General features: G+C 68.2%; 30 protein-coding genes and 2 tRNA genes. 4 read left to right on the top strand and 28 right to left on the bottom strand.

Annotated elements, in window-relative coordinates:
* Positions 1 to 30: 30 nt before the first annotated feature.
* The 7 genes from GO488_RS00375 to mvk all read right to left on the bottom strand — a co-directional run bounded on the left by GO488_RS00375 (position 31) and on the right by mvk (position 7,172).
* Entirely contained in the window at positions 31 to 960 is a 930-nt protein-coding gene (locus tag GO488_RS00375; protein ID WP_162315832.1) for an ArsA family ATPase, read from the bottom strand.
* 100 nt (positions 961 to 1,060) lie between these two features.
* On the bottom strand, positions 1,061 to 1,348 hold the full coding sequence (locus GO488_RS00370) for a GYD domain-containing protein (protein ID WP_162315831.1): 288 nt from the start codon (positions 1,346 to 1,348) through the stop codon (positions 1,061 to 1,063).
* Between the two features lie 81 nt (positions 1,349 to 1,429).
* Positions 1,430 to 2,470 (bottom strand): geranylfarnesyl diphosphate synthase, encoded by a 1,041-nt coding sequence (gene idsA3 / locus GO488_RS00365; RefSeq protein WP_162315830.1) that lies wholly within the window; start codon positions 2,468 to 2,470, stop codon positions 1,430 to 1,432.
* A 4-nt stretch (positions 2,471 to 2,474) separates the two neighbouring features.
* The gene (locus tag GO488_RS00360) at positions 2,475 to 3,821 is read right to left on the bottom strand and encodes an RNase J family beta-CASP ribonuclease (RefSeq protein WP_162315829.1); all 1,347 of its coding nucleotides are present in this window, start codon (positions 3,819 to 3,821) and stop codon (positions 2,475 to 2,477) included.
* Positions 3,822 to 4,088: 267 nt separating this feature from the next.
* The gene (locus tag GO488_RS00355; RefSeq protein ID WP_162315828.1) at positions 4,089 to 5,408 is read right to left on the bottom strand and encodes a hypothetical protein; all 1,320 of its coding nucleotides are present in this window, start codon (positions 5,406 to 5,408) and stop codon (positions 4,089 to 4,091) included.
* A gap of 46 nt (positions 5,409 to 5,454) precedes the next feature.
* On the bottom strand, positions 5,455 to 6,192 hold the full coding sequence (locus tag GO488_RS00350; RefSeq protein WP_162315827.1) for an isopentenyl phosphate kinase: 738 nt from the start codon (positions 6,190 to 6,192) through the stop codon (positions 5,455 to 5,457).
* Positions 6,189 to 7,172: a mevalonate kinase gene (gene mvk, locus GO488_RS00345; protein WP_162315826.1), complete on the bottom strand. Its 984-nt coding sequence runs from the start codon at positions 7,170 to 7,172 to the stop codon at positions 6,189 to 6,191. The genes GO488_RS00350 and mvk overlap by 4 nt, the downstream gene beginning before the upstream one ends.
* Positions 7,173 to 7,333: 161 nt before the next feature.
* Between mvk and GO488_RS00340 the strand changes: the two genes are divergently transcribed.
* Positions 7,334 to 8,197 carry a hypothetical protein gene (locus GO488_RS00340; RefSeq protein ID WP_162315825.1) on the top strand — a complete coding sequence of 288 codons (864 nt, stop codon included), beginning with the start codon at positions 7,334 to 7,336 and terminating at the stop codon, positions 8,195 to 8,197.
* Between the two features lie 7 nt (positions 8,198 to 8,204).
* Here the strand turns inward: GO488_RS00340 and GO488_RS00335 are convergent, their stop codons facing one another.
* From GO488_RS00335 to GO488_RS00260, 16 genes are all read right to left on the bottom strand, one after another.
* Positions 8,205 to 9,545 carry a cytochrome P450 gene (locus tag GO488_RS00335; RefSeq protein ID WP_162315824.1) on the bottom strand — a complete coding sequence of 447 codons (1,341 nt, stop codon included), beginning with the start codon at positions 9,543 to 9,545 and terminating at the stop codon, positions 8,205 to 8,207.
* Positions 9,546 to 9,614: 69 nt separating this feature from the next.
* Positions 9,615 to 9,881, bottom strand: a complete 267-nt coding sequence (locus GO488_RS00330) for a hypothetical protein (protein ID WP_162315823.1) — start codon at positions 9,879 to 9,881, stop codon at positions 9,615 to 9,617.
* A 52-nt stretch (positions 9,882 to 9,933) separates the two neighbouring features.
* Positions 9,934 to 10,314: a DUF5518 domain-containing protein gene (locus GO488_RS00325; RefSeq protein ID WP_162315822.1), complete on the bottom strand. Its 381-nt coding sequence runs from the start codon at positions 10,312 to 10,314 to the stop codon at positions 9,934 to 9,936.
* 111 nt (positions 10,315 to 10,425) lie between these two features.
* On the bottom strand, positions 10,426 to 11,214 hold the full coding sequence (gene rpsB / locus GO488_RS00320; protein WP_162315821.1) for a 30S ribosomal protein S2: 789 nt from the start codon (positions 11,212 to 11,214) through the stop codon (positions 10,426 to 10,428).
* Positions 11,211 to 12,416 (bottom strand): phosphopyruvate hydratase, encoded by a 1,206-nt coding sequence (gene eno / locus GO488_RS00315; protein ID WP_162315820.1) that lies wholly within the window; start codon positions 12,414 to 12,416, stop codon positions 11,211 to 11,213. The genes rpsB and eno overlap by 4 nt, the downstream gene beginning before the upstream one ends.
* On the bottom strand, positions 12,413 to 12,592 hold the full coding sequence (locus GO488_RS00310) for a DNA-directed RNA polymerase subunit K (RefSeq protein ID WP_135303168.1): 180 nt from the start codon (positions 12,590 to 12,592) through the stop codon (positions 12,413 to 12,415). The genes eno and GO488_RS00310 overlap by 4 nt, the downstream gene beginning before the upstream one ends.
* A complete protein-coding gene (locus tag GO488_RS00305) occupies positions 12,589 to 12,789 on the bottom strand; it encodes a DNA-directed RNA polymerase subunit N (RefSeq protein WP_159901306.1) in 201 nt (66 codons plus the stop codon). Before GO488_RS00305 ends, GO488_RS00310 begins: the two co-directional genes overlap by 4 nt.
* Positions 12,790 to 12,801: 12 nt before the next feature.
* The gene (locus GO488_RS00300) at positions 12,802 to 13,200 is read right to left on the bottom strand and encodes a 30S ribosomal protein S9 (protein WP_135303170.1); all 399 of its coding nucleotides are present in this window, start codon (positions 13,198 to 13,200) and stop codon (positions 12,802 to 12,804) included.
* On the bottom strand, positions 13,194 to 13,631 hold the full coding sequence (locus tag GO488_RS00295) for a 50S ribosomal protein L13 (protein WP_162315819.1): 438 nt from the start codon (positions 13,629 to 13,631) through the stop codon (positions 13,194 to 13,196). The genes GO488_RS00300 and GO488_RS00295 overlap by 7 nt, the downstream gene beginning before the upstream one ends.
* Positions 13,628 to 13,978, bottom strand: coding sequence for a 50S ribosomal protein L18e (locus tag GO488_RS00290; protein ID WP_162315818.1), 351 nt, complete (start codon positions 13,976 to 13,978; stop codon positions 13,628 to 13,630). Before GO488_RS00290 ends, GO488_RS00295 begins: the two co-directional genes overlap by 4 nt.
* Before the next feature lie 24 nt (positions 13,979 to 14,002).
* Positions 14,003 to 14,087, bottom strand: a tRNA-Leu gene (locus GO488_RS00285).
* 103 nt (positions 14,088 to 14,190) lie between these two features.
* Positions 14,191 to 14,973, bottom strand: a complete 783-nt coding sequence (locus GO488_RS00280) for a DNA-directed RNA polymerase subunit D (protein WP_162315817.1) — start codon at positions 14,971 to 14,973, stop codon at positions 14,191 to 14,193.
* Positions 14,974 to 14,976: 3 nt separating this feature from the next.
* Positions 14,977 to 15,369: a 30S ribosomal protein S11 gene (locus tag GO488_RS00275; RefSeq protein WP_135303174.1), complete on the bottom strand. Its 393-nt coding sequence runs from the start codon at positions 15,367 to 15,369 to the stop codon at positions 14,977 to 14,979.
* Complete coding sequence (locus GO488_RS00270; protein WP_162315816.1) at positions 15,366 to 15,884, bottom strand: 30S ribosomal protein S4; 519 nt, start codon at positions 15,882 to 15,884, stop codon at positions 15,366 to 15,368. Before GO488_RS00270 ends, GO488_RS00275 begins: the two co-directional genes overlap by 4 nt.
* A complete protein-coding gene (locus GO488_RS00265) occupies positions 15,884 to 16,417 on the bottom strand; it encodes a 30S ribosomal protein S13 (protein WP_162315815.1) in 534 nt (177 codons plus the stop codon). The genes GO488_RS00270 and GO488_RS00265 overlap by 1 nt, the downstream gene beginning before the upstream one ends.
* Before the next feature lie 23 nt (positions 16,418 to 16,440).
* Positions 16,441 to 16,525 (bottom strand) — tRNA-Ser (locus GO488_RS00260).
* A gap of 200 nt (positions 16,526 to 16,725) precedes the next feature.
* On the opposite strand from GO488_RS00260, the gene GO488_RS00255 reads away from it, so the two are divergent.
* The 3 genes from GO488_RS00255 to GO488_RS00245 all read left to right on the top strand — a co-directional run bounded on the left by GO488_RS00255 (position 16,726) and on the right by GO488_RS00245 (position 18,677).
* Positions 16,726 to 17,037, top strand: coding sequence for a hypothetical protein (locus tag GO488_RS00255; protein ID WP_162315814.1), 312 nt, complete (start codon positions 16,726 to 16,728; stop codon positions 17,035 to 17,037).
* 124 nt (positions 17,038 to 17,161) lie between these two features.
* Complete coding sequence (locus GO488_RS00250; RefSeq protein WP_162315813.1) at positions 17,162 to 17,491, top strand: DUF7344 domain-containing protein; 330 nt, start codon at positions 17,162 to 17,164, stop codon at positions 17,489 to 17,491.
* 79 nt (positions 17,492 to 17,570) lie between these two features.
* Positions 17,571 to 18,677: an Mrp/NBP35 family ATP-binding protein gene (locus GO488_RS00245; protein ID WP_162315812.1), complete on the top strand. Its 1,107-nt coding sequence runs from the start codon at positions 17,571 to 17,573 to the stop codon at positions 18,675 to 18,677.
* Positions 18,678 to 18,728: 51 nt separating this feature from the next.
* Here the strand turns inward: GO488_RS00245 and GO488_RS00240 are convergent, their stop codons facing one another.
* The 5 genes from GO488_RS00240 to cofD all read right to left on the bottom strand — a co-directional run bounded on the left by GO488_RS00240 (position 18,729) and on the right by cofD (position 22,309).
* Complete coding sequence (locus tag GO488_RS00240) at positions 18,729 to 18,920, bottom strand: 30S ribosomal protein S17e (protein ID WP_135303180.1); 192 nt, start codon at positions 18,918 to 18,920, stop codon at positions 18,729 to 18,731.
* Between the two features lie 188 nt (positions 18,921 to 19,108).
* Positions 19,109 to 19,738: a DUF447 domain-containing protein gene (locus GO488_RS00235; RefSeq protein ID WP_162315811.1), complete on the bottom strand. Its 630-nt coding sequence runs from the start codon at positions 19,736 to 19,738 to the stop codon at positions 19,109 to 19,111.
* Positions 19,735 to 20,574, bottom strand: a complete 840-nt coding sequence (locus GO488_RS00230; RefSeq protein WP_162315810.1) for a triphosphoribosyl-dephospho-CoA synthase — start codon at positions 20,572 to 20,574, stop codon at positions 19,735 to 19,737. The genes GO488_RS00235 and GO488_RS00230 overlap by 4 nt, the downstream gene beginning before the upstream one ends.
* Complete coding sequence (locus GO488_RS00225) at positions 20,571 to 21,317, bottom strand: tRNA-dihydrouridine synthase (protein ID WP_162315809.1); 747 nt, start codon at positions 21,315 to 21,317, stop codon at positions 20,571 to 20,573. Before GO488_RS00225 ends, GO488_RS00230 begins: the two co-directional genes overlap by 4 nt.
* The gene (cofD, locus tag GO488_RS00220; RefSeq protein WP_162315808.1) at positions 21,317 to 22,309 is read right to left on the bottom strand and encodes a 2-phospho-L-lactate transferase; all 993 of its coding nucleotides are present in this window, start codon (positions 22,307 to 22,309) and stop codon (positions 21,317 to 21,319) included. Before cofD ends, GO488_RS00225 begins: the two co-directional genes overlap by 1 nt.
* Positions 22,310 to 22,393 lie beyond the last annotated feature (84 nt).

Below are 22,393 nucleotides of genomic sequence, written 5' to 3'. Positions count from 1 at the left end.
AAGCCGCTCGCGACGGTCGACCGTCGGCCCTCAGACGTCGAGACGCGCGCCGACCCGTTCGAGCGTCTCCAGTCCGGTGACTTCCCCGGGTTCGTCGGGAACCGTCCACACGTCGAGGTCCGGCAGCGACGAGCGAAGCGCGGCGATGGCCTCCTCCTGGACGGCCTGCTTCCCGAGACAGCGCTCGCAGTCGCCCGGGTCTTCGATGACCTTGTTCACGACGAGCGTCGTCACCGGGATCCCGAACTCGCCCAACCGGTCGACGAGACGCTCGCTCTCGCGGACCGCCATCGTCTCGGGGATCGTGACGACGCGGAACTCGGTCTGTTCGGGGTCTCGAAGGACCGTCGCCACGCGCTCCATCCGCTCGCGCATCTCCGTGAAGTCGTCGTGCTCCCCGCGGCGCTTGCGTCCCATCGGCCCGAACAGCATCGTCCGCGTGGCGTCGACCTTCCGTCGCACCTGGTCGCGGAGGTCCAGCGCCGTCGCCATCCCGCGGTCGATCACCGACGGCAGGTCGAGCAGCCTGAGCGTGTGACCGGTCGGCGCGGTGTCGAAGACGACGCGGTCCCAGCGGTCGCTGTCGACGTACGTCGCCAGCCCCTCCAGCGCGGCGAGCTCGTCGCTGCCGGGCGCGACGCCCGAGGAGAACAGCGTCGCCACCTCCTCCTCGTCGAGGCTGATCCCGGCGTCGTCCAACTCGTCGGCCAGCGCCTCGAACAGCACGCGGTAGCGGTCGACGCCCGCCTGCGGGTCGACCTCGACGCCCCAGAGGTTCTCACGTATCTCGGTCGGGTCACCGCCGAGAGCGACGCCGAGGGAATCGGCCAGCGAGTGAGCCGGGTCGGTCGAGACCACCAGCGTCTCGTGGTCTTCGCGCGCCAGTCGCAGCCCCGTCGCCGCCGCGACGGTGGTCTTCCCGACGCCGCCTTTCCCGCCGTAGAGGACGAACCGTGTCACGGCCGACTGTTGGGGTCGAACCCGTTTAACTCCGTTCCGGAGAGTGAAGGTCGAGATTCGGGGAACGAGAGCCACGGGGAGCCGACCGCGGGCTATCGCCTCAGATGTCCGTGACGAGTTCACCGAACTGCTCGGTGGGCACCGCGCGCATCGTCTCCGTGTCCAGCCCGTACCGCTCGATCGCGATGGAGGCCTGCAGCACGGTGTCCTCGTCGGGGACTTCGAACGTGAGCAGGAAGTCGTAGCTGCCCGCCAGCGCGTAGCTGTCGAGGGGCTCCCCACCGAGGTCCTCGATGTCCTGTCGGACGTCGCCCCAGATGCTCACGAGCTCCTGGGCGTTCTGTATCTCCTGTTCGTTGACGTCGGCGAGGACCGAGTACGTCGGCATGGTTCGGCCGTCGCGTCTGCCGATTATAGGTCTGTTGCCCGATACTCACCCCGGAAAAACCGACGGGGCGCGGTCCGACGGTCAGTACTCTCGCTCGACGAGGTAGTTCGCGATGCCGTCCAGCAGCTCGCGGGCCTCGTTGTCGGGGAGCACTTCGAGGTTCTCCTTCCCGCTCTGGACGAGTTCCTGTGCTCGGTCCTCCGCGTACTCGATCGAGCCCGCCTCGCGGAGCCGGGCGACGGCGTCGTCGATCTCGGCTTCCGAGACGTCCTCGACCGAGTCGGTGTCGACGAGGTTCGCCACGTCGACGCCCTGCTGGCGCGCGTGTAGGGTCACGAGCGTCTGCTTGTTCTCGACGAGGTCCGACCCGCGCTGTTTGCCCAGTTTCTCCGAGGGCGTCGTCAGGTCCAGCAGGTCGTCCTGGATCTGGAACGCCCGGCCCACGTCCAGCCCGTGGTTATACAGCGCCGTGGCCGTCTCCTCGTCGGCCCCCAGCAGGGTCGCCGGGATCGACGCCGCGGCCCCGTACAGCACGGCGGTCTTGAGTTCGACCATCTCCAGGTACTCCTCGGGCGTGACCGCCTCGCGCTGCTCGAACTCGATGTCCAGCGACTGTCCCTCACAGATACGGGTGCACGTCGTGGCGAGTCGCTTGTTCGCCTCGACGGTCCGCTCCGGGGCGGCCCCGGTTCCGAGCAGGAACTCGAAGGCCTTCGAGTACAGCGTGTCGCCGGCCAGAATCGCCGTCGAGAGGTCGTACTCCTTGTGGACGGCGGGGACTCCCCGGCGGAGGTCGTCGTCGTCCATGATGTCGTCGTGGATGAGCGTGAACGTCTGGATGACCTCGATCGCGATGGCCGCCGACAGCACGTCGGCGCGCCCGTCGTCCAGCGTCGGGAAGTCGCGGTAGTTCTCCGAGAGCGGTTCGACGTCCAACAGCGACTCGGCGACCAACAGCAGCACCGTCGGTCGGAGTCGTTTGCCGCCAGCGTCCAGCAGGTACCGGGTCGCCTCGTAGAGGTGTTCCGGCCGCGTGACCGGGAGTTCCTCCGGGAGCGCCTCGTTGACCCGCTCTCGCCGGGCGAGGATGGCCGCTTCGACCTGCTGATGGCGTCCTGACATCACTCTACTCGGTGAGTTGGATCATGTTACCGTTTCGGGTAACGTGGAGGTCGCGGCCGACCTTGTAGCCCTGGTTCTCGGCGAGGTCCACGTACGGCGCGAACCCTTTGAGGCTCTGGTGAGCGGGGATGACGTGCTGTGGCTGCAGCGCCTGTAGCATCTCGTAGTGCCCTTCCTCTCGGAGGTGGCCCGAGACGTGGATGTCGTCGTAGATGCGAGCGCCCTGCATACCCAGCAGTTTCTCGGACTGGTAGCGCTGGCCCTCGTTGGTCGGCTCCGGGATGACCCGGGCCGAGAAGAGGACCTTGTCGCCGTCGTCCAGTTCGTAGGGGGTCTCGCCGCGGCCCATGCGGGTGAGCATCGCGCGCGGCTCACCCTGGTGGCCCGTCACGATGGGCAGGAAGTTCTCCTTGCCCTCGTTCATGATGCGCTTGAACGTGCGATCGACGGACTTCCGGTGGCCGTACATCCCCAGGTCCTCGGGGAAGTCCACGAAGTCCAGGCGCTCCGCGGTGCCGGAGTACTTCTCCATCGAGCGGCCCAGAAGCACCGGCTGACGGCCGATGTCGTCGGCGAACTCGACGAGACTCTTCACGCGAGCGATGTGGCTCGAGAACGTCGTGGCGACGATCCCGCCGTCGTAGTCCTCGACGCTGTGCATGACGTCCTTGAGGTGTCGGCGCGCGACGGACTCGGAGGGCGTCCGGCCCTTCCGGCCGGCGTTCGTACAGTCCTCGATGTAACAGAGGACGCCCTCGCCCTCGCGGCCGATCTCGCGGAAGCGCTTCATGTCGATGGGGTCGCCCAGCACCGGCGTGTGGTCCATCCGTTTGTCAAGCCCGTAGACGACTGCGCCCTCCGGCGTGTGAAGGACCGGGTTGATGGCGTCGATGATGGAGTGAGTGACGTTGACGAACTCCAGTTCGGTGCGCTCGCCGATCTGCATCGTCTCGCCGGCCTCCATCTTCTGGAGGTCGTTCTGGACGCCGAACTTCTCCTCGCCCTTGATCTGCTGTTTGACGAGTTCGATGGTGAACGGCGTGGCGACGATGGGCGCGTCGTAGCGGTGTGCGAGCTTCGAGATCGCGCCGATGTGGTCCAGGTGACCGTGGGTCGGCACGATGGCCTTGACGTCGCCCTCGAGGTCGGACATGACGCGGTCGTCCGGGATCGCGCCCATGTCGATGAGGTCGAGCGAGTGCATCCGCTCGGTCTCGACGTTGTCGTGAATCAGTACCTTCGAGAGGTTCAGGCCCATGTCGAAGATGACGACGTCGTCCCCCGCACGGACGGCCGTCATCTGTCGGCCCACAGCCTCATATCCGCCAATTGTTGCGATTTCGACTTCCATGGTTGTAGCTCCGAGTGGAGCCGACCGCGAGCACGCGGTTGGTGGTGGCGACGACGGTAACCGCCGAAACGGCGTCTCGATTCCGATGGGTGGCGAGGCCGGCCGGGGTAGCCCCGTAGCCTCGGTTCCCGCAGTGGAAGGGACTCGCGTCCCGACGACTTTTCCCCCGTCGTCTGCCGGCCGCCGAACCGCGAGTCGCGGGCGGCCGTGCGCTCGGTTACGCGGCAGTACAACGCGGCTTCTTAAAACGATGTGGGTTCCGTCCGCTCACTCGTCGTCCAGCGCGTCGGATAGCGGGTCGCCGTCCGAGTCGACGTCGAACCGTCGGGTACTGCCAGCGGTCTCGGAGTCGTCCTCGTCAGTCGATTGGTCGGCGACCACTTCGTCCGTCGCGTCCGCGCCCGTCACGTCCGAACTGTCCGCGGTGCGCGTCTCCTCGCCGACCGCGCGCTCGAACGGGTCGCTCTCGTCGATCGGCTCCTCGCCGAATAAGTCGTCCGTCGTTCGCGGTCCGTCGGTCGATTCGTCGTGGTCGCCCGTCGCGTCCGTGCCCTCCGCACCCCAGTCAGCGGCGTCGGACGCGGCGGCGTCCGCGGTTCCACCGGCGTCGTCCGCCGTTTGCGGATCCGACGACTCGCCCGACTCGAACTCCGTCGGGTCCGGCGGGGACCACTCCTGCGGCGACTCGCGCTCCGCCGGAGTCGGCGCGTTCCCCTCGTTCGCTTCGCGCGCCGTCGGCTCTCCCGTGGCGTCGCTCGGGGCGTCCGCCGTCGGGCCACCGAAGATACTGTCGTCTCCGGCGGACACCTCGGTCGGTCCCGCGCCGGTGTCGTCGGTCTCGGTGGCAGTCGCCGCGCTCGAAGGGGCATCGCCGGTGGTCTCTTCCCCCGGAACGTCGACGTCGGCGTCCGTCGGCTGGTCCGGAACTGAGTCCCGCTCGGCAGCAGATCGGTCGTCGGCACCGGCGACCGCCGACCGCGACTGTTCCGGTGCCCGCGTCGCTTCCGCCGTCTCCAACTCCGTCGCAGCCGCCGGCCCCGGACCGCCGCGTCTCTGGCCGGGCCGATTGACGCCCACGGGGTCCGCGGGGTCCTCGGCTGGCGGCTGCGTCTCGGATCGCCGGGTCGACGTCTCCTCGTCGGCGGTCGCTGCGGCCCCACCAGCCGCCGTACCGGTCGACGCGGCCGCCGTATCCGCGGGCCGACGCTCGTCGGTCGTTTCCCCGCTATCGACCCTGGCGGTTTCGTCAGTGGTCGCGGTCTCACCGCCCGATTCGTCCTCGGCTCGATCAGCAGTCGGTTCCCCACCCGTCGCCGCGACGGCCGCGGCGGCACCGACCCGCGTCGCGTCGGCGACGAGTTTGTGGGCGAGTCCGAACAGGCCCGAGAGCGTGAGGAGGACGCCGATACCGGCGACGACGACGCCCAAGAGCGCGCGGTTCGTCTCGACTGTGGGGGAGGTCGCACTCGACGCGCCGAGGACCATGCCGATCCCGACGAACACGCCCCCGACGACGCTCACGACGAGAAAGTACCCGACGAAGCGCGTGCCGTATCGGTAAACGTCCAATAAGCTAACAGCAGACATTGTACGACAATGACCAACGCTGGTCAAATAGGTTACGCCGACAGTATCACTCGGCGTCGACGGTCGTCCCCGGTGACTCGCCGGCGAGGAACGCGGGGAGGTCGTCGGGACCGAAGACGTGGGCCGGGCTCTCCAGCGCGAGCAGCGCCCGGACTTTCCCGGCCATCCCGCCGGAGACGTCGGTCGCGTCGCTCCCGCCGAGGGCCGCCGCCACGTCCTCGAACGCCGCGATCCGCTCGATCACCTCACCGGCCTCGGAGAGAACGCCCGGAACCGTAGAGCAGACACCGACGCGATCCGCGTCCACGGCGGGCGCGAGTTCGACGACGAGTTCGTCGCCGCTGAGGACGGTCGCGCCCTCGCCCTCGTGGGCGACGAGGTCGCCGTGGAGCACCGGCACGAACCCCTCGCCGAGCAGCGTCTCGACCTGACCGGTGGGCAGCGAGAGCGCGCCGTCGGCGTCGCGGTGGCCCGCCGAGAACGGATGGACCGGGACCGCCGGCACGTCCCGGTCGGTCAGCGAGGCGACGACTCGCGCGTTCAGTCGCTTCATCGCGCCGTGGATCGCGTCGACGCCGGCAACGTCGCGGGTCCCCTCGGTCGTGCTGACGCCGTACTCGGCGGCGTGGTGGTGGCCGAAGCTCCCGCCGCCGTGGACGACGACGAGGTCCTCGTCCGCGTCGGCGACGGCGTCGGCCGCCGCCGCGAGTCCCGCGTCGTCGACCGTCTCCGGTTCGTCCTTCTCGGTGACGACGCTCCCGCCGAGTTTGAGGACGACGGTCATTCCCGCCTCACTCCCTCGGTGTCCAGTTCCGCCCGGAAAGCGTCCTCACAGCCCGGTGTGTACTTCAGCGCGGTGAGGGCGTCGTCGCCCTCGTCCAGCGCGACGATACAGCCGCCGCCGCCGGCCCCGGTGAGCTTCGCGCCGACCGCGCCGGCGTCCCTGGCGGCCCACACCATCGTATCCAGCGACCGCGAGGAGACGCCGAGCGCCGACAGCAGCCCGTGGTTGAAGTTCATCAGCTCCCCCAGCGACTCGTAGTCGTCCGTGCCGAGGACGTTCTCCCCCTCCCGGACGACGTCACCGATCGCCCGAACGGTGTCGGCCGCGAAGTCGTGTTCCTCCCGGAGCCGGCGGACGCCGGCGACGAGCGCCCCGGTGTCGCCGGCCCCGCCGTCGAACCCGATGACGAACGGGAGGTTGCCGATGCCATCGAGCGTCCGGCAGTCGTCGCCCTCGACGCGGACCGCGCCGCCGACGGCCGAGCAGAACGTGTCGGCCCGCGAGGCCTGCCCGTCCTGCACCGCCGACTCGACCCGGTACGCGCGGTCGGCGATCTCGCGGGGCGTGAGTTCGACGCCCAACTCCCGCGTCGCGGCGTCGATGGCCGCGACGACGACCGCCGCCGAGGAACCGAGGCCCGCCCCCAGCGGGATGTCGCTCTCGATCTGTATCTCGAAGCCGGCCTCGGGCGTCCCGGTGGCCTCCCGGACCTGCGAGACCGCCTCGTTGACGTAGCCCATCGCCGCCTCGACGAGTGGCCGCTCCGCCTCGACGTCCGGCCGCGTATCGCCGTCGCCGTCGTACTCGACGGTGAACCCATCGAGCTTGAGGTCGTCCGCGTGAACGCGCAACCCGTCTTCTCGCTCGGTGGCCGTCACTCGCGCCCGGCGCTCGATGGCGCACGGGACCGCCGGCTCACCGTAGACGACCGCGTGTTCCCCGAACAGATACACCTTGCCGGGGGCGCTCGACGTAACCATACCCGTTCGTGTATCCGGAGGGGGTTAGGCGTTTTCGGAGCGAGATTCCGGATCGACGCGACGGCTCGCTCGCAGTTCGGGACGACGCACGATGTGACAACGGTAAAAAGCGGTTTTCAGCCTCCTGAAAGCACTTTTAGCGGTGCGCGGAACGACCGAGTATGAACCGCCGCCGACTGCTCGCCGCGTGCGGAACGGCCCTCGCCGGACTCGCCGGCTGTCTCTCCGAGTCGCCCGCGGGCTCGGACGATACGCCGAACCGAACCGAAGCCCCGCCGAGCGATACCCGAACGGGTTCGCGGACCGAGTCGCCAACCGACCAACCCGCCGGAACGCACACCGACGCGACGCCCGCCGTCGGGGACATCGTCGTCCGGAAGTCGATTCGGTACGAGTCCCTGATGGGATCGGGGGGCGTGCTCACGGCCCAGAGCAAGCAGTACGTCGTCGCTTCCATCGAGGGACCGCGGGACGCTTCGACCGACGGATTCACCTTCGAGACCGATTCGGAGTCGTGGAACCCGGGACTGCCCGACACCGTCGGATCGAGAAACTACATGGCCGCGGGCATCGAGCGACCGTTTCTCGCGTTCACCCTGCCGTCGCCGCTGTCGGCGTCTAATCCGCGAATCCGACGCGACGGCGAGGACACCGAGTGGGCGCTCCCGGCGGGTGCGACCGAGACGCTCGCCGCCTCGTCTCCCCGGTTCAAACTCGATAGCGTGACCGTCCCCGAATCGGTCTCGCAGGGCGAGCCGCTGTCGGTGTCGCTCTCGGCGACGAACGTCGCCGAGACCGACGGGCGGTTCCTCGCGGCGGTCTACTGGCCGACGAAGCGCATCGCGGACGACGACGAATCGCGCGTCGTCGAGCGTACCGTCGCCGCCGGCGAGTCGGTCTCGGCGTCGCTGGACGTAGACACGGAATACACGACGAGCGAGGCCGAGACGATACCGCTGCGGATTCGCGGCCACGTCACGGCCGAGCGAGACGTCGACGTGACGGACGTCCCGACCGAGTGGTAACGGCCGGCTAGTCTCGGCTTTCGACCCGCATCGACATCTCCTGTCTGGGATGGGCGGTCAGCGACGGCATGAGTTCCAGCGGCGTCTCGCCCTGGAAGTCGAGGTGGTACCGCTTGGCCGTCGTCGCGGTGATGAGTTGGGCCTCCAGCATGGCGAGGTGCTTGCCGATGCAGTGGCGCGGACCGCCGCCGAACGGGAAGTACGCGAACCGCGGGCACTCTTCCGCGCGTTCGGGCCGCCAGCGGTCGGGGTCGAACGCCTCCGGGTCGTCGTAGAAGCGGGCCGAGCGGTGGACCCCCCACTGCGGGAGCATCAGCGTCGTCCCCGCCTCGACCGGATATCCCGATAGCTCCACGTCGTCGGTCGGTTCGCGGAAGATGGTGTACACCGGCGGATACAGCCGCATCGCCTCCTGGATCACCCGCTCCAGGTAGTCGAGTTCGCGGACGTGTTCCATCCCCGGTCGCTCGTCGCCGACGACCTCGTCGAGTTCCGCGTGGACCTTCCGCTCGGCCGCGGGATGCTCCGACAGCAGGAACCAGGTGTACGTGAGCGTCAGCGCCGTCGTGTCGTGACCCGCCAGCAGCATCGTCATCATCTCGTCGCGCAGCTGCTCGGCCGTCTGGTTCCCGTCGTCGCGCGCTCGGATGAGCACCGAGAGGAAGTCCATCGGGCCGTCGGCGTCCGTCCCGACGTCCGCCTCGCGGACGGCGACGATGTCGTCTAGCACTCCGTCCAGCGTCTCGACGGCGCTGGCGAACTCGGCGTCGTCCGGCATCGGCATCCAGTCGGGCGCGGCGAACCTGATCGGGTCGGGTTCGAAGCGCTGGCCGAGCGGGACGAGCTGCTCCTCGATGGTCCGCACCCGCTGTTCGGAGAGTGTAACGCCCATCATCAGATCGAGGATGACGTCGAGGGTCACTCGCGTCATCTCCTGTTCGATATCCACGACATCTCCCGCGTCCCACCCCGCGATGCGGTCCTCGGCGTGGTCCGTAATCCGGTCCGCCATCCCGGCCAGCCGCCCCATCGAGAACGCCGGGTTCCCCAGCCGCCGCTGCTGTTCCCACGTCTCGCCCTCGCTCAAGAGCAGTCCCTCGCCGAGCAAGTCGCCGAGCGCGTCGCCCTGGAAGTCCGGCTTGCGGAACCGGTCGGCGTCCGAGACCAGCACCCGCTCGATCGCTGTCGGGTCACAGAGCATGAGGGTGTCCATCGGCCCCATATCGAACCGGGCCACGTCGCCGTAGGCCGTCTCCAGCGCCGAGATGAACCGAAACGGATCGTTCGCGTACGTTCGGCTGCTGCCGAACAGCGGTTCCCCCTTCGGTCCCGGCGGGGTCTTCGACATAGCGGCGGTTAGGACTGGACACGTTTGAATCGAGTGCCAAACCGCGTCGCCATTCGCCGAAGCGCCCCCTCAAAGCCAGCGACTCGGGTCCAGATTCCAGTCTGTGTGTCGCCGCATCCACGTCCCGCCTAGACCGCCGACGGTGCTCAGGCCGACCGCGTACGCAAGGAAGAATCCGAATACGAGTCCCAAGAAGAGGTCGTAGGCCGGCGACGACGGCGGGACACCGACCCCGAGCGCGCCGGCGACGTACAGCGCCAACAGCGGGACCATCGCCGCGACCCCGGCGAGCGTCACGAGCGCGCCCCACCCCGCGTCCGTCAGCGTCTCGCGCATCTCACCCGCCGCTATCGAGCACCGCCGTGATATAACCGCCCGCGAGCGATCGTCAGTTGCCGACGTCCGTCTCGTACTTGACGTAGTTGCCCAGCCAGCCGCCCAGCGCGCTCAGCCCGACGATGTAGACGGCCGAGAACAGGCCGACGAGGACGAGGAAGACGAGGCCGAACGCGCCGAACCCGACCGGCATCCCGCCGCTGAGGACGAGACCGAAGAGGACGACGAAGACGAAGACGGCGACGATCGCCGAGAACACGAGGCCGATGAGGCCGGAGACGACCCCGACGCGGAGGCCGTCGTCCCGGTCGCCGCCCTGGAGGTAGCCGGCGAGCGCACCGCCGAAGACCGGTGCGAAGGGGACGAACGAACTCAGGAGGGCTGTCGCGACCGCGCCGATGACCGCGTTGAGGAGGGTGTCTTGCTCTGCCATCGCGCTCGCTACTCGGGGGTGGATAGTAGGTTTTGTGCCGTCGTGGGCTCATCGAGCGTCTCCACTCCTCGACACGGTGAGCCGCGAAAACGAATCGAAGAGCGCGCGAACTCAGATATCGGATTCGAAGTCGTCGAGCCCGTAGGACGGCTCGGCACCGCGGCGGTCGAGCGTCTCGTTGGCCAGCAGCCAGTAGACGACCGACAGCGCCTTTCGCCCCTTGTTGTTCGTCGGGACGACCAGGTCCACGTTGGACGTGGTGTTGTTGGAGTCACACATGGCGATGACCGGGATGCCGACCGTGATGGCCTCCTTCACCGCCTGCGCGTCGCCGATGGGGTCGGTGACGACCACGACGTCCGGTTCGATGTAGCCGTCGTAGTCCGGGTTCGTCAGCGTCCCCGGGATGAACCGCCCCGTGCGGGCGCGAGCGCCGACGGCCTCGGCGAACTTCTCGGCCGGGAACCGACCGTACTGGCGCGACGACGCCACGAGGATCTGCTCGGGCTCGTAGTTGGCCAGGAAGTCCGCGGCCGTGCGGATGCGCTGGTCGGTCATCGAGACGTCCAGCACGTAGAGACCGTCGTCACGGACGCGGTGGATGAACCGCTCCATGTCCTTGGTCTTCTGCTGGGTCCCGATGTGGACGCCCGCGCCGAGGTAGTCCTCGACGGGGATGAGGAGGTCCGCCTCCGACTGCTCGCCGGGCATGACGTCCTCGTCCATCTGCGGTCCGGCGTCTTCCTCTTCCTCTATCTCTGCCTCGGCCGCCTCGTCGGCGGCGTCGGCGGGCTGTTCGGCTTCCGTCTCGGGCTCGGCGTCGGCCGCTTCGTCGTCCTCCTCGGACGGGTCGAAGTCGGACTCGGACGCGTCGAGACCCTCTTTTTCGTTCCCGCTCATACTGCGTTGTCCTCGATACGAATGAGTTCGTTCAGCTTGGCTGTGCGCTCGCCGCCGACCGCGCCCGTCTTGATGAACGGCGCGTCGGTCGCCACGGCGAGGTGTGCAATAGTGGTGTCCTCCGTCTCGCCGCTCCGGTGGGAGACGACGGACTCGTAGCCGTTCCGGGTCGCCAGCTCGATGGCGTCCACCGCGTCGGTGAGCGTCCCGATCTGGTTGGGCTTGATGAGGATGGAGTTGCCCGCCCCGGCGGCGATACCGGCCTCCAGTCGCTCGACGTTCGTGACGAACAGGTCGTCACCGCAGACGAGCGTCTGGTCGCCGACGCGGTCGGTCAGGTCGGCGAAGGCCTCGTAGTCGTTCTCGTCGAGGGGGTCCTCGACGTAGACGAGGTCGTACTCCTCGACCTTCTCGGCGATGTACTCGATCTGCTCCTCGGTGGACTTGACGCCGTCGTCGTAGACGTAGCCGTCCTCCTCGTCGTCGTACAGCTCCGCGCCGGCGACGTCGAGACCGAAGGTGATCGCGAAGCCGAAGTCGTCGGCCACCGTCTCGACGGCCTCTTCCATGATCTCGAACGCTTCGTCGTCCGAGACGGAGGGTGCCCACGCGCCCTCGTCGCCCTTGCCCGCTGGCAGGTCGCGCTCCGCGAGGATGTCGTGGACCTCCTGGTGGACCGCGGCGTTGGCGAAGACGGCGTCCTCGACGCTCGGCGCGCCGACGGGTGCCGCCAGGAACTCCTGGATGTTCGTCGCGTCCGCGGCGTGTTCGCCGCCGCCGATGATGTTACCCAGCGGCGTCGGGTACTCGTTGCCACGGAAGGTGCCGCCGAGGTGCTGGAACAGCGGCGCGCCCAGCACGTCGGCACCGGCCTTGGCGGCCGCCATCGAGATGGCGACGGCGGAGTTCGCGCCGATCTCCGAGAAGTCGTCGGAGCCGTCGGCGGCGCGGAGCGCCGCGTCGACGTCGCGCTGATTGCCGGCGTGGACTTCGCCGACGAGGCGCGGGAGCGCGTCGTCGCGAGCGTTCGCGATCGCCTCCTGAGCCGGCAGTTCGATGGCCTCGTACTCGCCGGTACTTGCGCCGCTCGGTGCCTTGCCGCGGCCGAAGCCCCCGCTCTCGGTGAGGACGTCGGCCTCGACGGTCGCGTTCCCACGCGAGTCGAGGACGCGGCGAAGTCGGATGTCGGTGATTAGGGTCACTTGTGGTCGCCTCGTTTGACGGTGAAGGGGAGCACACCGGCGTCGTACTCCTCGGCCGCGATGAGGATCGGCTGGGTGTGCTCCGTCTCGATGAGCACGGGCGCACCGTGGGCCAGCTGCAGCGCTCTCGCGCCGAGTTTGCGGGCCTTCTCGTATCGGCTCTCCTGTGCGTTCATTGGTACGGAGCCACGATGTCGACGAGGTCCTTGTGCGAGACGAGCATCCGGCGACAGCAGTGCCGCTCGACGCCGAGTTCGTCGAGGACCTTCTCCGGGTCCTCTGGCTCCTCGGCCTCGCGGGTGCGGGCCTTGAACTCCTCCCAGTGCTCGCCGACGACGTTGCCGCAGGTGAAACACCGGACCGGTACCATCATGCTTGAATCACCTCAGCGGTAGGATTTCTGGTAGCGGGCCCGAGCGCCGGGACCGCCCCACTTCTTGGGTTCGGACTGACGAACGTCGTTGACCAGCAGCGACCGGTCGAACTCCATGAACGCGTCGCGCAGCTCCGCGTCGTTCGTGAAGTCCACGAGACCGCGAGCGATGGCGGTTCGGGCGGCGTCGGCCTGCCCCATGACGCCGCCACCCTCGACGGTCACGTCGACGTCGACGTCGTCGCGGAGTTCGTCCTCCGCGATCCGGAACGGCTCCAGCATCTTCAGCTGGGCCAGCTCCGGGTCGACGAGTTCGACCGGCTGGGAATCGATACGCACGCGGCCCTCGCCCTCGCGGATAGTCGCGCGGGCGACGGCGGTCTTCTTCTTACCAGACGTGTTCGTTACCATGTCTTGTTCGCTCCGAGTTGCTCGCTTATCTCGCCGAGCGAGACGAACTTGATGTTCGACAGTCGGTCCAGCGAGGTCCCCTCGACGATTTCGCCGTCCTCGTCGTGGGGGTTCCCGACGTAGACGCGGACGTTCTCGAACGCTTCGCGGCCCCGCGTCTTCTTGTGGGGAAGCATGCCGCGGATCGAGCGCTTGAGGATGCCGTCCGGTCGCTTCGGGTAGAAGTACCCGTTGTCGTTGCCGATGTTGACGCGCTTCTGGTACTTCTCGACGATCTGCTCCTCGCGGCCGGTGATGACCGCGCGTTCGGCGTTGACCACGGCGACCGATTCGCCGTTCATCGCCCTCTCGGCGACTTCCGAGGCCACGCGGCCCATGATACAGTCACGGGCGTCGACGACGACGTCGGCGTCGAACTCCGCGAGGCTCATCGGATCACCCGCACGTGGGAGCCTTCGGGGTTGTTTTCGATTGCCTGTTCGAGCGATACAGCCTCTCCGACCTGGTCGATCTTCTTCTCGGCGGTGCCGGAGAAGTCGACTGCGGCGACGGTGATGTCCTTCTGCAGGACACCGGAACCGAGTACCTTGCCCGGCACCACGACGGTCTCGTCCTCCTGGGCGTACCGCTCGATGCGGCCCAGGTTGACTTCCGCGTGGGTGCGCCGGGGTTTCTCGAGGCGCTCGGCGACGTCGCCCCAGACGTTGCCGCCCGCGCTGCGGGCGGCCGACTTCAGGTCAGCGATGAGACTGCTGAGTCTCGGGTTCGTCTTGCTCATAGAGTTCCTCCTTTGTAGGAAAAGTGCAGGGAGCAGGATTTGAACCTGCGGACCCCTACGGGACAGCGCCCTGAACGCTGCGCCGTTGGCCTGACTTGGCTATCCCTGCTCGCGTTATTTCGTTCTGCGTGCCCCGTAAAACCCCTTTCGGTCCTCTCGCTCGGGGCGCGGGCGGTCATCGGCGTCGAAGGTGTGTTTCGGGGCATGTGGCGTTACAGTTGGACTGCGTCTTTCAGTTCGGTCGCGCGGTCACGCAGCGTCTCGACCGCGCGCAGGACCAGTTCGTCGGACGTGAACGAGCCGTCGGTCTCGACGTGGAACACGAAGGCGTTCTCGACGTCGGTGACCTCGACCTCCTTGCCGGGGTACCGCTGGGAGAGATCGTTTCCGAACTCGTCGGTGAGGACGAGGTCCCCGTTCTCGGCGTCCGGGTCGGCGGCGTGCTCGGCCGCGCCCTCCTCGATGACGCCGCGGAGGATGTTCGGCTCGTCGTCCTCGAACTCGCCTTTCTCCCCGACGACCTCGACGCGCTGGAGGTGTCGGTAGCCGACGCCCACGCCGCCCTGATGTTTGGCGTGTTCCTTCCCGTTGTCGAGGACGGCGTCGGCCTCGACTTCGAGGCGCTGGCCGTCTTTCAAGTCGATGATGGGGACGTTGTCGTCGGCGGGTTCGACCAGCGGGTCGCCGGAGACGAGGTCGCTGGAGTAGGCCGTGTTCGGGCCGTCAACCGACAGCGACAGCGTCACTTCGTCGCCTTCCTCGAAGTCGTCGAGGTCGGTCGTCAGCGGGACCAGCCCCAGTCGGAGGCCGATCTGCTCGTTGAACATCACGCTGGTGTTCTCGATGACGCGAACCGTGTCGATGCTGAACGTGGGCACGTCGGCGACCATCGCCCGGCGGATGCCGTTGGCGAAGGCCGGCGTGATGCCCCGTACCAGCACGCGTGACTCCCGCTCGCCGCGTTCGACGAACTCAACCTCGTAGTCCTGTGTCATGGATTAGAATCCGGAGTTCTTGGGTGCGCGCGTGCCGTCGTGAGGCGTCGGCGTGACGTCCTCGATGCGGCCGATTTCGAGCCCTGCGCGGGCCAGCGCGCGGATGGTCGCCTGTGCGCCCGGCCCGGGGGAAGTCTGCTGGTTCCCGCCGGGGCCGCGGACGCGGACGTCGACGCCTTCGACGCCGCGGTCCTGTGCCTTCTCGGCGACGACTTCCGCCATCTGCATCGCCGCGTACGGCGACGCCTCGTCGCGGTTCTGCTTGACGACGGTCCCACCGGAGGACTTCGCCAGCGTCTCCGCGCCGGTCTGGTCCGTGATGGTGATGATGGTGTTGTTGAACGATGCGTGGACGTGGGCGACGCCCCAGATTCCGTCGTTTTCGGCTTCGCTCATTCTTGTTCCTCCGCGCGCTCAGGGTGCAGTTCGTCCGACAGCGAGCTGTTCTCGTCGAAGCCGACCGAGCTCTCGACGGCCGTCTCGACCTTCATCGACGGGCGCGTGACGCGCTGACCGTCGAGTTCGATGTGGCCGTGGACGATGAACTGTCGCGCCTGCTCGGGCGTGTTCGCGTAGCCCTTGCGGTAGACGACGGTCTGGAGTCGGCGCTCGAGGACGTCGGTGACGTCGAGCGACAGGACGTCGTCGAGGGAGTCCTGGTCGCCGAGAATGCCGTAGCGCTGCAGGCGGGCGAGGAACTCCTCGGCCTCGCGGTCGGTGTCCTCACTCGCGCTGCCGAGCAGTTTCCGGGCCTCGCGGCGGTAGTCGCGAAGCTCGGACTGGCCGCGCCAGAGCTCTTCCTTGTTCTTCAGGCCGTAGCGACCGAGCAGGTTGCTCTCGTCGGCGATCCGCTCGCCCTGATAGGGGTGGTTCGGCGTCTCGTAGAACTTGGTGTTCGATCCGAGCGCCATTATTCGTCATCCTCCGCGGCGGCTTCCTCGGCCTGCTCTTCCTTGATGGCCTCGACGTTGACGCCGATGGTCCCCTCGGTACGGCCGGTGGACTTCGTCCGCTGGCCGCGGACCTTCCGTCCGCGCTTGTGGCGGACGCCGCGGTAGGAGTCGATCATCTTCATGCGGTTGATGTCCTGGCGCTGGGTGAGTTGGAGCTCGTTACCGGTCTCGTGAGTGGTCTCACCGGAGTAGTAGTCCTTCTGGTGGTTGGTCATCCACTCGGGGACCTCGTCAGCGTAGTTCTCGACGTGCTCGACGACGGTGTCGATGACGTCGTCGTCGAGCTTGCCGAAGACCGCGCGGCGGTCCACATCGGCCTTCTGGGCGATGATGCGGGCGGCGCGGTGACCGATGCCGTTCAGTTCTGTCAGCGCTCGCTCGACGGACTTGGTCCCGTCGAGGTCGGTCTGTCCGATACGGACGAAATAGCGGATGTCCTCCTCCTCTTCGGCATCCGCGTCCTCGCCCGCGTTGGGGTCTTCTGCACTCATATGTGGGTAATTGGTCTGATGAGCGTCGTGGCGGGGATTCGAACCCCGGAGGCTGTACGCCACAGAGTTAGCAACCCTGCGCCTTGGGCCAGGCTTGGCTACCACGACACGCCTGCATTGATACTCGCGCCCGCGGCACGCGGACTCGGGGGCCGGTCCCCCTACACGAGTCTGTCCGTGACTATTCCGGGGTTGTATTTAAACGCAACGGAAGGGGGCTGCCGCGTGAATACCCTGCACACCGGGGCCTCGACCGCGATCGAGCCGACGACACAACCCCTTAGCGTTCGGCGGCCTCAGCGGCGAGTATGGTCGACAGACTCGTCACCGACGGCGGGACCGCAGTCAACCCGAGCGATCGCGACGCCCTGCGGCGGCACCTCGAACGGTTCGCGGGCACGGACAGGCTGACCGAAGCCGACGACGGCACGCTCTCCGCGGAGTTCGGTCAGTCGACGCACGTCAGCGTCGGCCCGGACGGCCGCGTCGATTCGGGAATGCCGCTTCACGCGTTCGACGCGCCCGCCGAGAGGCTCGTGTTCGATCACGACGCCGGCGAGTTGCACGTCGAGTTCGGCGACGGAGATGCGGCGGTTTCCTACACGTTTCGCCGGCCGTAGTCGAGTCCGAGACGAGCCCCCGATCGGAAGGGACGACAATCGGCCGAGCCGCTCCGCCTTTCACCGACGAACACGTCGGCTCAGCGACCTGTTTTTATTCTCTGGCAGCGTACCTTTGTCAATCATGGTATCACTCGACGACGTGTTCGAGCTGCTCAGCGAGAGACGCCGGCGCTACGTACTGTACTACCTGCGGGAGCAGGACTCACCCGTGAGTGTGCGTGAGTTAGCAGAGGCGGTGGCGGAGATGGAGGCCGACGCCGACTCCCCGGCGGTCTCGGAGACGGAGCTCGAACGATACGAGATCAAGCTCCACCACGCTGATCTCCCGAAGGCGGACACGGCGGAGTTCATCGAGTACGACGCCGACGACGGCGTCGTCCGGCTCACCGGCGAGCCGCCCGAGTTCGACGCGGTCCTGACCGTTGCCGAAGTGTTCGAACGCTCGTCGTGAACCGTCGCCAGGGCGTTCGATAGGTGGGAGAGAGCGCTGTCACAATCCTTATCGCATCTCCGGAGCCTATCCCCGTGACATGAACGAAGCGGACGTCCGCGAGCGACTCAGGGACGTGCGGGACCCGGACTTAGAGGAAGACATCGTCTCGCTGGGGCTGGTCAACAGCGTCGACGTGACCGACGGGGAGATACGGATCGACCTCGCGCTCGGCGCGCCGTACTCGCCGACCGAGACCGCGATGGCGGGCGAGGTCCGCGAAGCGCTGGCCGACGCCGACCGCGAGGTCTCGCTCTCGGCGAGCGTCGACCGCGGCGTCTCCGAGGAGGAGGACCCGCTCCCGAACGTCAAGAACGTCATCGCCGTCGCCTCCGGGAAGGGCGGCGTCGGCAAGTCGACCATCGCGGTCAACCTCGCCGCCGGTCTCGCGCAACTGGGCGCTCGCGTCGGTCTGTTCGACGCCGACATCTACGGGCCGAACGTCCCGCGGATGCTCGACGCCGACGAGTCGCCGCGGGCCACCGAGGACGAGCAGATACTACCCGTCGAGAAGTACGGGATGAAACTGATGAGCATGGACTTCCTCGTCGGCAAGGACGACCCGGTCATCTTCCGCGGGCCGATGGTCGACAACGTGCTCACCCAACTCTGGAACGACGTGGTCTGGGGCGGCCTCGACTACATGATCGTCGACCTGCCGCCGGGCACCGGCGACACGCAGCTGACGATGCTCCAGCGCGTCCCCGTCTCCGGCGCCGTCATCGTCACGACGCCGCAGGAGGTCGCGCTCGACGACGCCCGCAAGGGCATGCGGATGTTCGGCCGCCACGAGACGCCCGTCCTGGGCGTCGCCGAGAACATGTCGACGTTCGTCTGTCCGGATTGCGGCGGTAACCACGACATCTTCGGGAGCGGCGGCGGCCGCGAGTTCGCCGAGGAGACCGACATGCCGTTCCTCGGTGAAGTGCCGCTCGACCCCGGCGTCCGCGAGGGCGGCGACGAGGGCCAACCGCTCGTCTTAGACGAGGACAGCGAGACGGGCGAGGCCTTCCGCGATATCGCCGCTCGCACCGCGAACATGCAGGGCGTCATCCACCGCAAGCGCCAGTCTGACTCCCGAACTGCCGACACCGGTCCGGCCGAGCCGTCCGGTACCGGCTCCGCCGACGCCGGTTCCGAGCGGTAGCATCGGTAACGCTGTCGCTACGGAAAACTGAGAGCAGAGAGAAGAGCCGGATTACGCTTCGACGGGGTTGTTGTACTTGCGCGTGACGTAGCCGGCGATGCGGTTGCGCACGCCCTTGGACTCGATGTCGGTGACTTCGTCGACGACGTCCTTGTTGTGCTCGAAGTCGGCGCCGAAGGCCTTGGGGTATCGCTCCATCAGTAGTGTCCCGGTCTTCTTGACGTAGGCGGGTTTGATTGCCATGTGGGTTTCTTGCTATGTCGCGTTGAAAAAGGGTTCGACTTCCGGCCCGGTCGCGAGGGTTTATCACCCTGAGCGGGACCAGCGGTCGATATGTCCTGAACGCTGCGGCGGCGTGGACCGCGCTCGCGTGGCACGACACGTCGCCGTCTCACGGTCGCTGGATCATCTCTGGTCGTGCCACCTGTTCGCTACCACTCGGCGTCGGTGAGTTCGCGGACCCGTCGGAACGCCTCGCGCTCCCGCTCGCTGCCCGCGGTCTCGACGACGGACTCGAAGTACCGTAGCCGGTCGAGCAACGTCTCGCGGTCGTAGGCCGGGACGTCCAGCCGCGAGACCGCGACCGTCGCTTCGACCACCGCCGCGTGGCCGCGGTTCGTCGTCGGCACGACGCGGCGTTCGACCCCCGATTCCTGCGGCTTCAGCGTCCACTCGACCCACCGAGTGCCGCCGTCCTCGCCGTCGGCCACTCGATCGACGGCGCAGCGCACCCAGGCGTCCGCGCTGTCGAGTATCGGCTCGGCCTCCTCGCGGACGGACAGCGCCGCCTCCGCGAAGTCGACCGGGTCGCGCGTGAACTGAACGTAGCCTTCACCGCGTTCGCGGAAGTTCCGCCACGTCCGGGTCCGGCCCCACGTCGTCGCCGTCGCCGGCCTGTCACCCTCCGGAGCCCGGACACCGAGCGCCGCGACGTTCCAGCGCTCGTTTGGCCCGAGCGTCGTGACGATAGTCTCCGTGACGCCGGCGAGTTCGACCGGCCAGCCGCGCTCGCTCCCCTCGCTCGCCGTCACCGACCCCTCGTCCGCGCTGTCGTCGGTCACACGACCAGCCCCCGCTCCAGCGCGACGAACAGCGCACCTGCCACCAGATCCGCCGTCGTCCCGGGGTTGATATCCTGCGCGACCAGTTCCTCGGCCAGTTCCGTGGCGTTCTCCTCGCCGTCAAGCACCGCCTGCGCCCGACGCTGAACCTCCTCGGCCGTCTCGCGGTCGTTTCGCGTCACGACGAACGTATCGACCTCCTCGGCGAGCAACTCGACGAAGAGACGCGAGGCGCGGTCCGGGACCGGCCCGTCGTCGACAAGTATCCGCTCTCCGGCGTCGAAGACCCGCTCGAACTCGCCGACCCACTCCGCGGCGATGCCGTCCGCGTCGGCGCTCCGTGCCATTACGTCGAACAGCGTCAGTCCCCGTTCTTCGAGCGCCGGAATCGCGTCGCTGCCGCGGCGCACGTCCAGCGGTTCCAGCCCCTCGGGCGGCTCGTCGACGGCCACGTCGACGTGTTCGAACGCGCGGTAGAAGTCCGCGGCGTCGGCGACGGTCGTCGCCCTGACGACGCGATCGGCGCTCTCGGGAGTCAGGTCGCCCTCGCTCGCGACCGCGACCAGCGGCGTGAGCACCAGCAGCGCGCCGAACTGCGTGTTCCCCGCCGACTGCTCGGCCATCCCGGCGACGGCGCGTTCGAAGGCGTGCCCGACCCGCTCGCCCTCGGCGGCGAGTTCGAGACCCGGTCGCGCGCCGACGGCCCCGGCCAGGAAGTGCTCGAACCGGAGGTCCTCGAAGTCCCGTTCGCGGTCGACGTTGCCGGGCTTGGGCGTCCCGGCCACCTCCAACAGCAGCGCCAGTTCGGCGTTCTGCGCGGTCGAGCGGGGGGTCATCGAATCGCCTCCCGTGCGAACCAGTCGTCCGCGGTCTCTCGGACCGTCCGCAGGACCGCGGGGTCGTCGCTCGCCCGGCCGACGCTAACGGCATCGGCACCGTGCTCGAAGTACTCGGTGGTCGTCGCCGGATCGCGGACGCCGTTGTTGGCGACGACGAACAGGTCCGCCGCGTCGGCGACATCTCCGACCACCGCCTCCGAGTCCATCGCGTCGACGTGGATCGCGTCGCCGCCCGCGGCTTCGACCGTCCGGGCGAGTTCCGTGAGGTCCACGCCGTCGACTTCCGCCCTGACCTTCACCGAGACGGTCGCCCCCACCTCCGAGGCGACCGCGACCTGTTCGGCCAGCCGCGCTTCGTCTCGAAGGAGAGACTGGCCGGCACCGGCGGCGCACATCTCCGTCTGTCGACAGTGCGCGTTGAGTTCGAGGACGGCGTCGTGCCGGGAACAGACGCGAGCGACGCGTTCGACCGGAGCGAGCGAGGCGCTCCGGACGTTGAACGCGGGGCGAAGCGGCGCGTCGGCGAGGGCGGTGAGTTGCTCGTCGACGAACGCGATCGGTTCCTCGGGCAGGAACTCCTCGCGGTCCCGGCCGACCATTCGGCGGGCGGCCTCGCGCGTGGGATCGTCCAGCGCGATGCCGCCGAGGAAGGCACAGCCGGCGTGCGCTTCGACCGCGCGCGCCCACGCGGCGTCGGACCGACCGCTGAGGCTCGCCAGCGCGACCCGCGGGCGGAACATCAGGTCACCTCCGCGAGGGCGTCCGCGACGGCGCGGGCGACCCGTACCGAGTCGGTCTCGTCGGAGAGCGTCGTGTCGGTGCGGACGACGGGGCGGGAGAGCGGCGTCTCGTCGTCGGCGTCAAGGACGAACGCGTCCGCGAAGGGATAGCTCTCGGCGACGCCTGCGGTGCTCGGCTCGCGGCCCACGCCATCCATGAGATCGGCGGCGGGGCCGGAGAACACCTCGTCGCCGACGAACGGCGAGACGGCGACGACGGGCGTCTCGGCGAGCGCCTCCCGGATACCGTCGAGGGCGAGCATCGGTCCGAGCGACGTGATGGGGTTCGAGGGGCCGATCACCACCGGATCAGAGAGCGCCGACCGCACGGCGTCGGTGGCCGTCGCCGCTCCCTGTCCCCGGAACTCCACGTCTTCGACCGGCGGGTCGCCGTTCCGGCCGACCCACCACTCCTGGAAGTGCATCGGCCCGTCCGGGGTGTGAACGATAGTCGCCACGGGGTCGTCGCTCATCGGCAGGAGCGTCCGGTCGAGACCGAACGCGTCGGCGAGGATGCGCGTCACCTCGGTCAGCGAGCGCCCCTCGTCCAAGAGCGAGGTGCGCGTGACGTGGACCGCGCGGTCGCGGTCGCCGATGTGCATGAACTCGGCGACGCCCGAAAATCGCCGCCAGCGGGCGATGTCGCGGCCAGCGGTCTGTGCGTCCTCTGGGAGATAGCGCGGACCGGTGTCGAGGTCGGCGGCCTCGGCGAGCCGACGGAGTTCGTCGTGGGTCTCGGCGGTATCGTCGGCGAGGCCCCACCACGTCTCCCGGTCCAGTTCGCCGCCGTCGAGAAAGAGCATCGTATCGAGGTCCGGACAGACGAGGTGGCCACCCAGTTCGACGTCGTCACCGGTGTTGGCGACGACTGTCGACGTCTCGGGGGCGAACACGTCGTCGGCACCGGCCAGTAGCTTCGGCGTTCCGGTGCCGCCGGCGAGGAACGTCACCATACGCCGACGTGGGGGGACGGGCGGTAAAAGGGTGACCCATGTCGGCCGCCGCGAGATCCCGCGCGTCAGCCGCGGCTGCCGCCC

This window comes from Haloarcula limicola (genome assembly GCF_010119205.1).
In the GTDB taxonomy this organism is placed as follows: Archaea; Halobacteriota; Halobacteria; order Halobacteriales; family Haloarculaceae; genus Haloarcula; species Haloarcula limicola.
The sequence above is the reverse complement of the archived record's forward strand: the minus strand, read 5'-3'. Positions and strand labels throughout refer to the sequence as shown.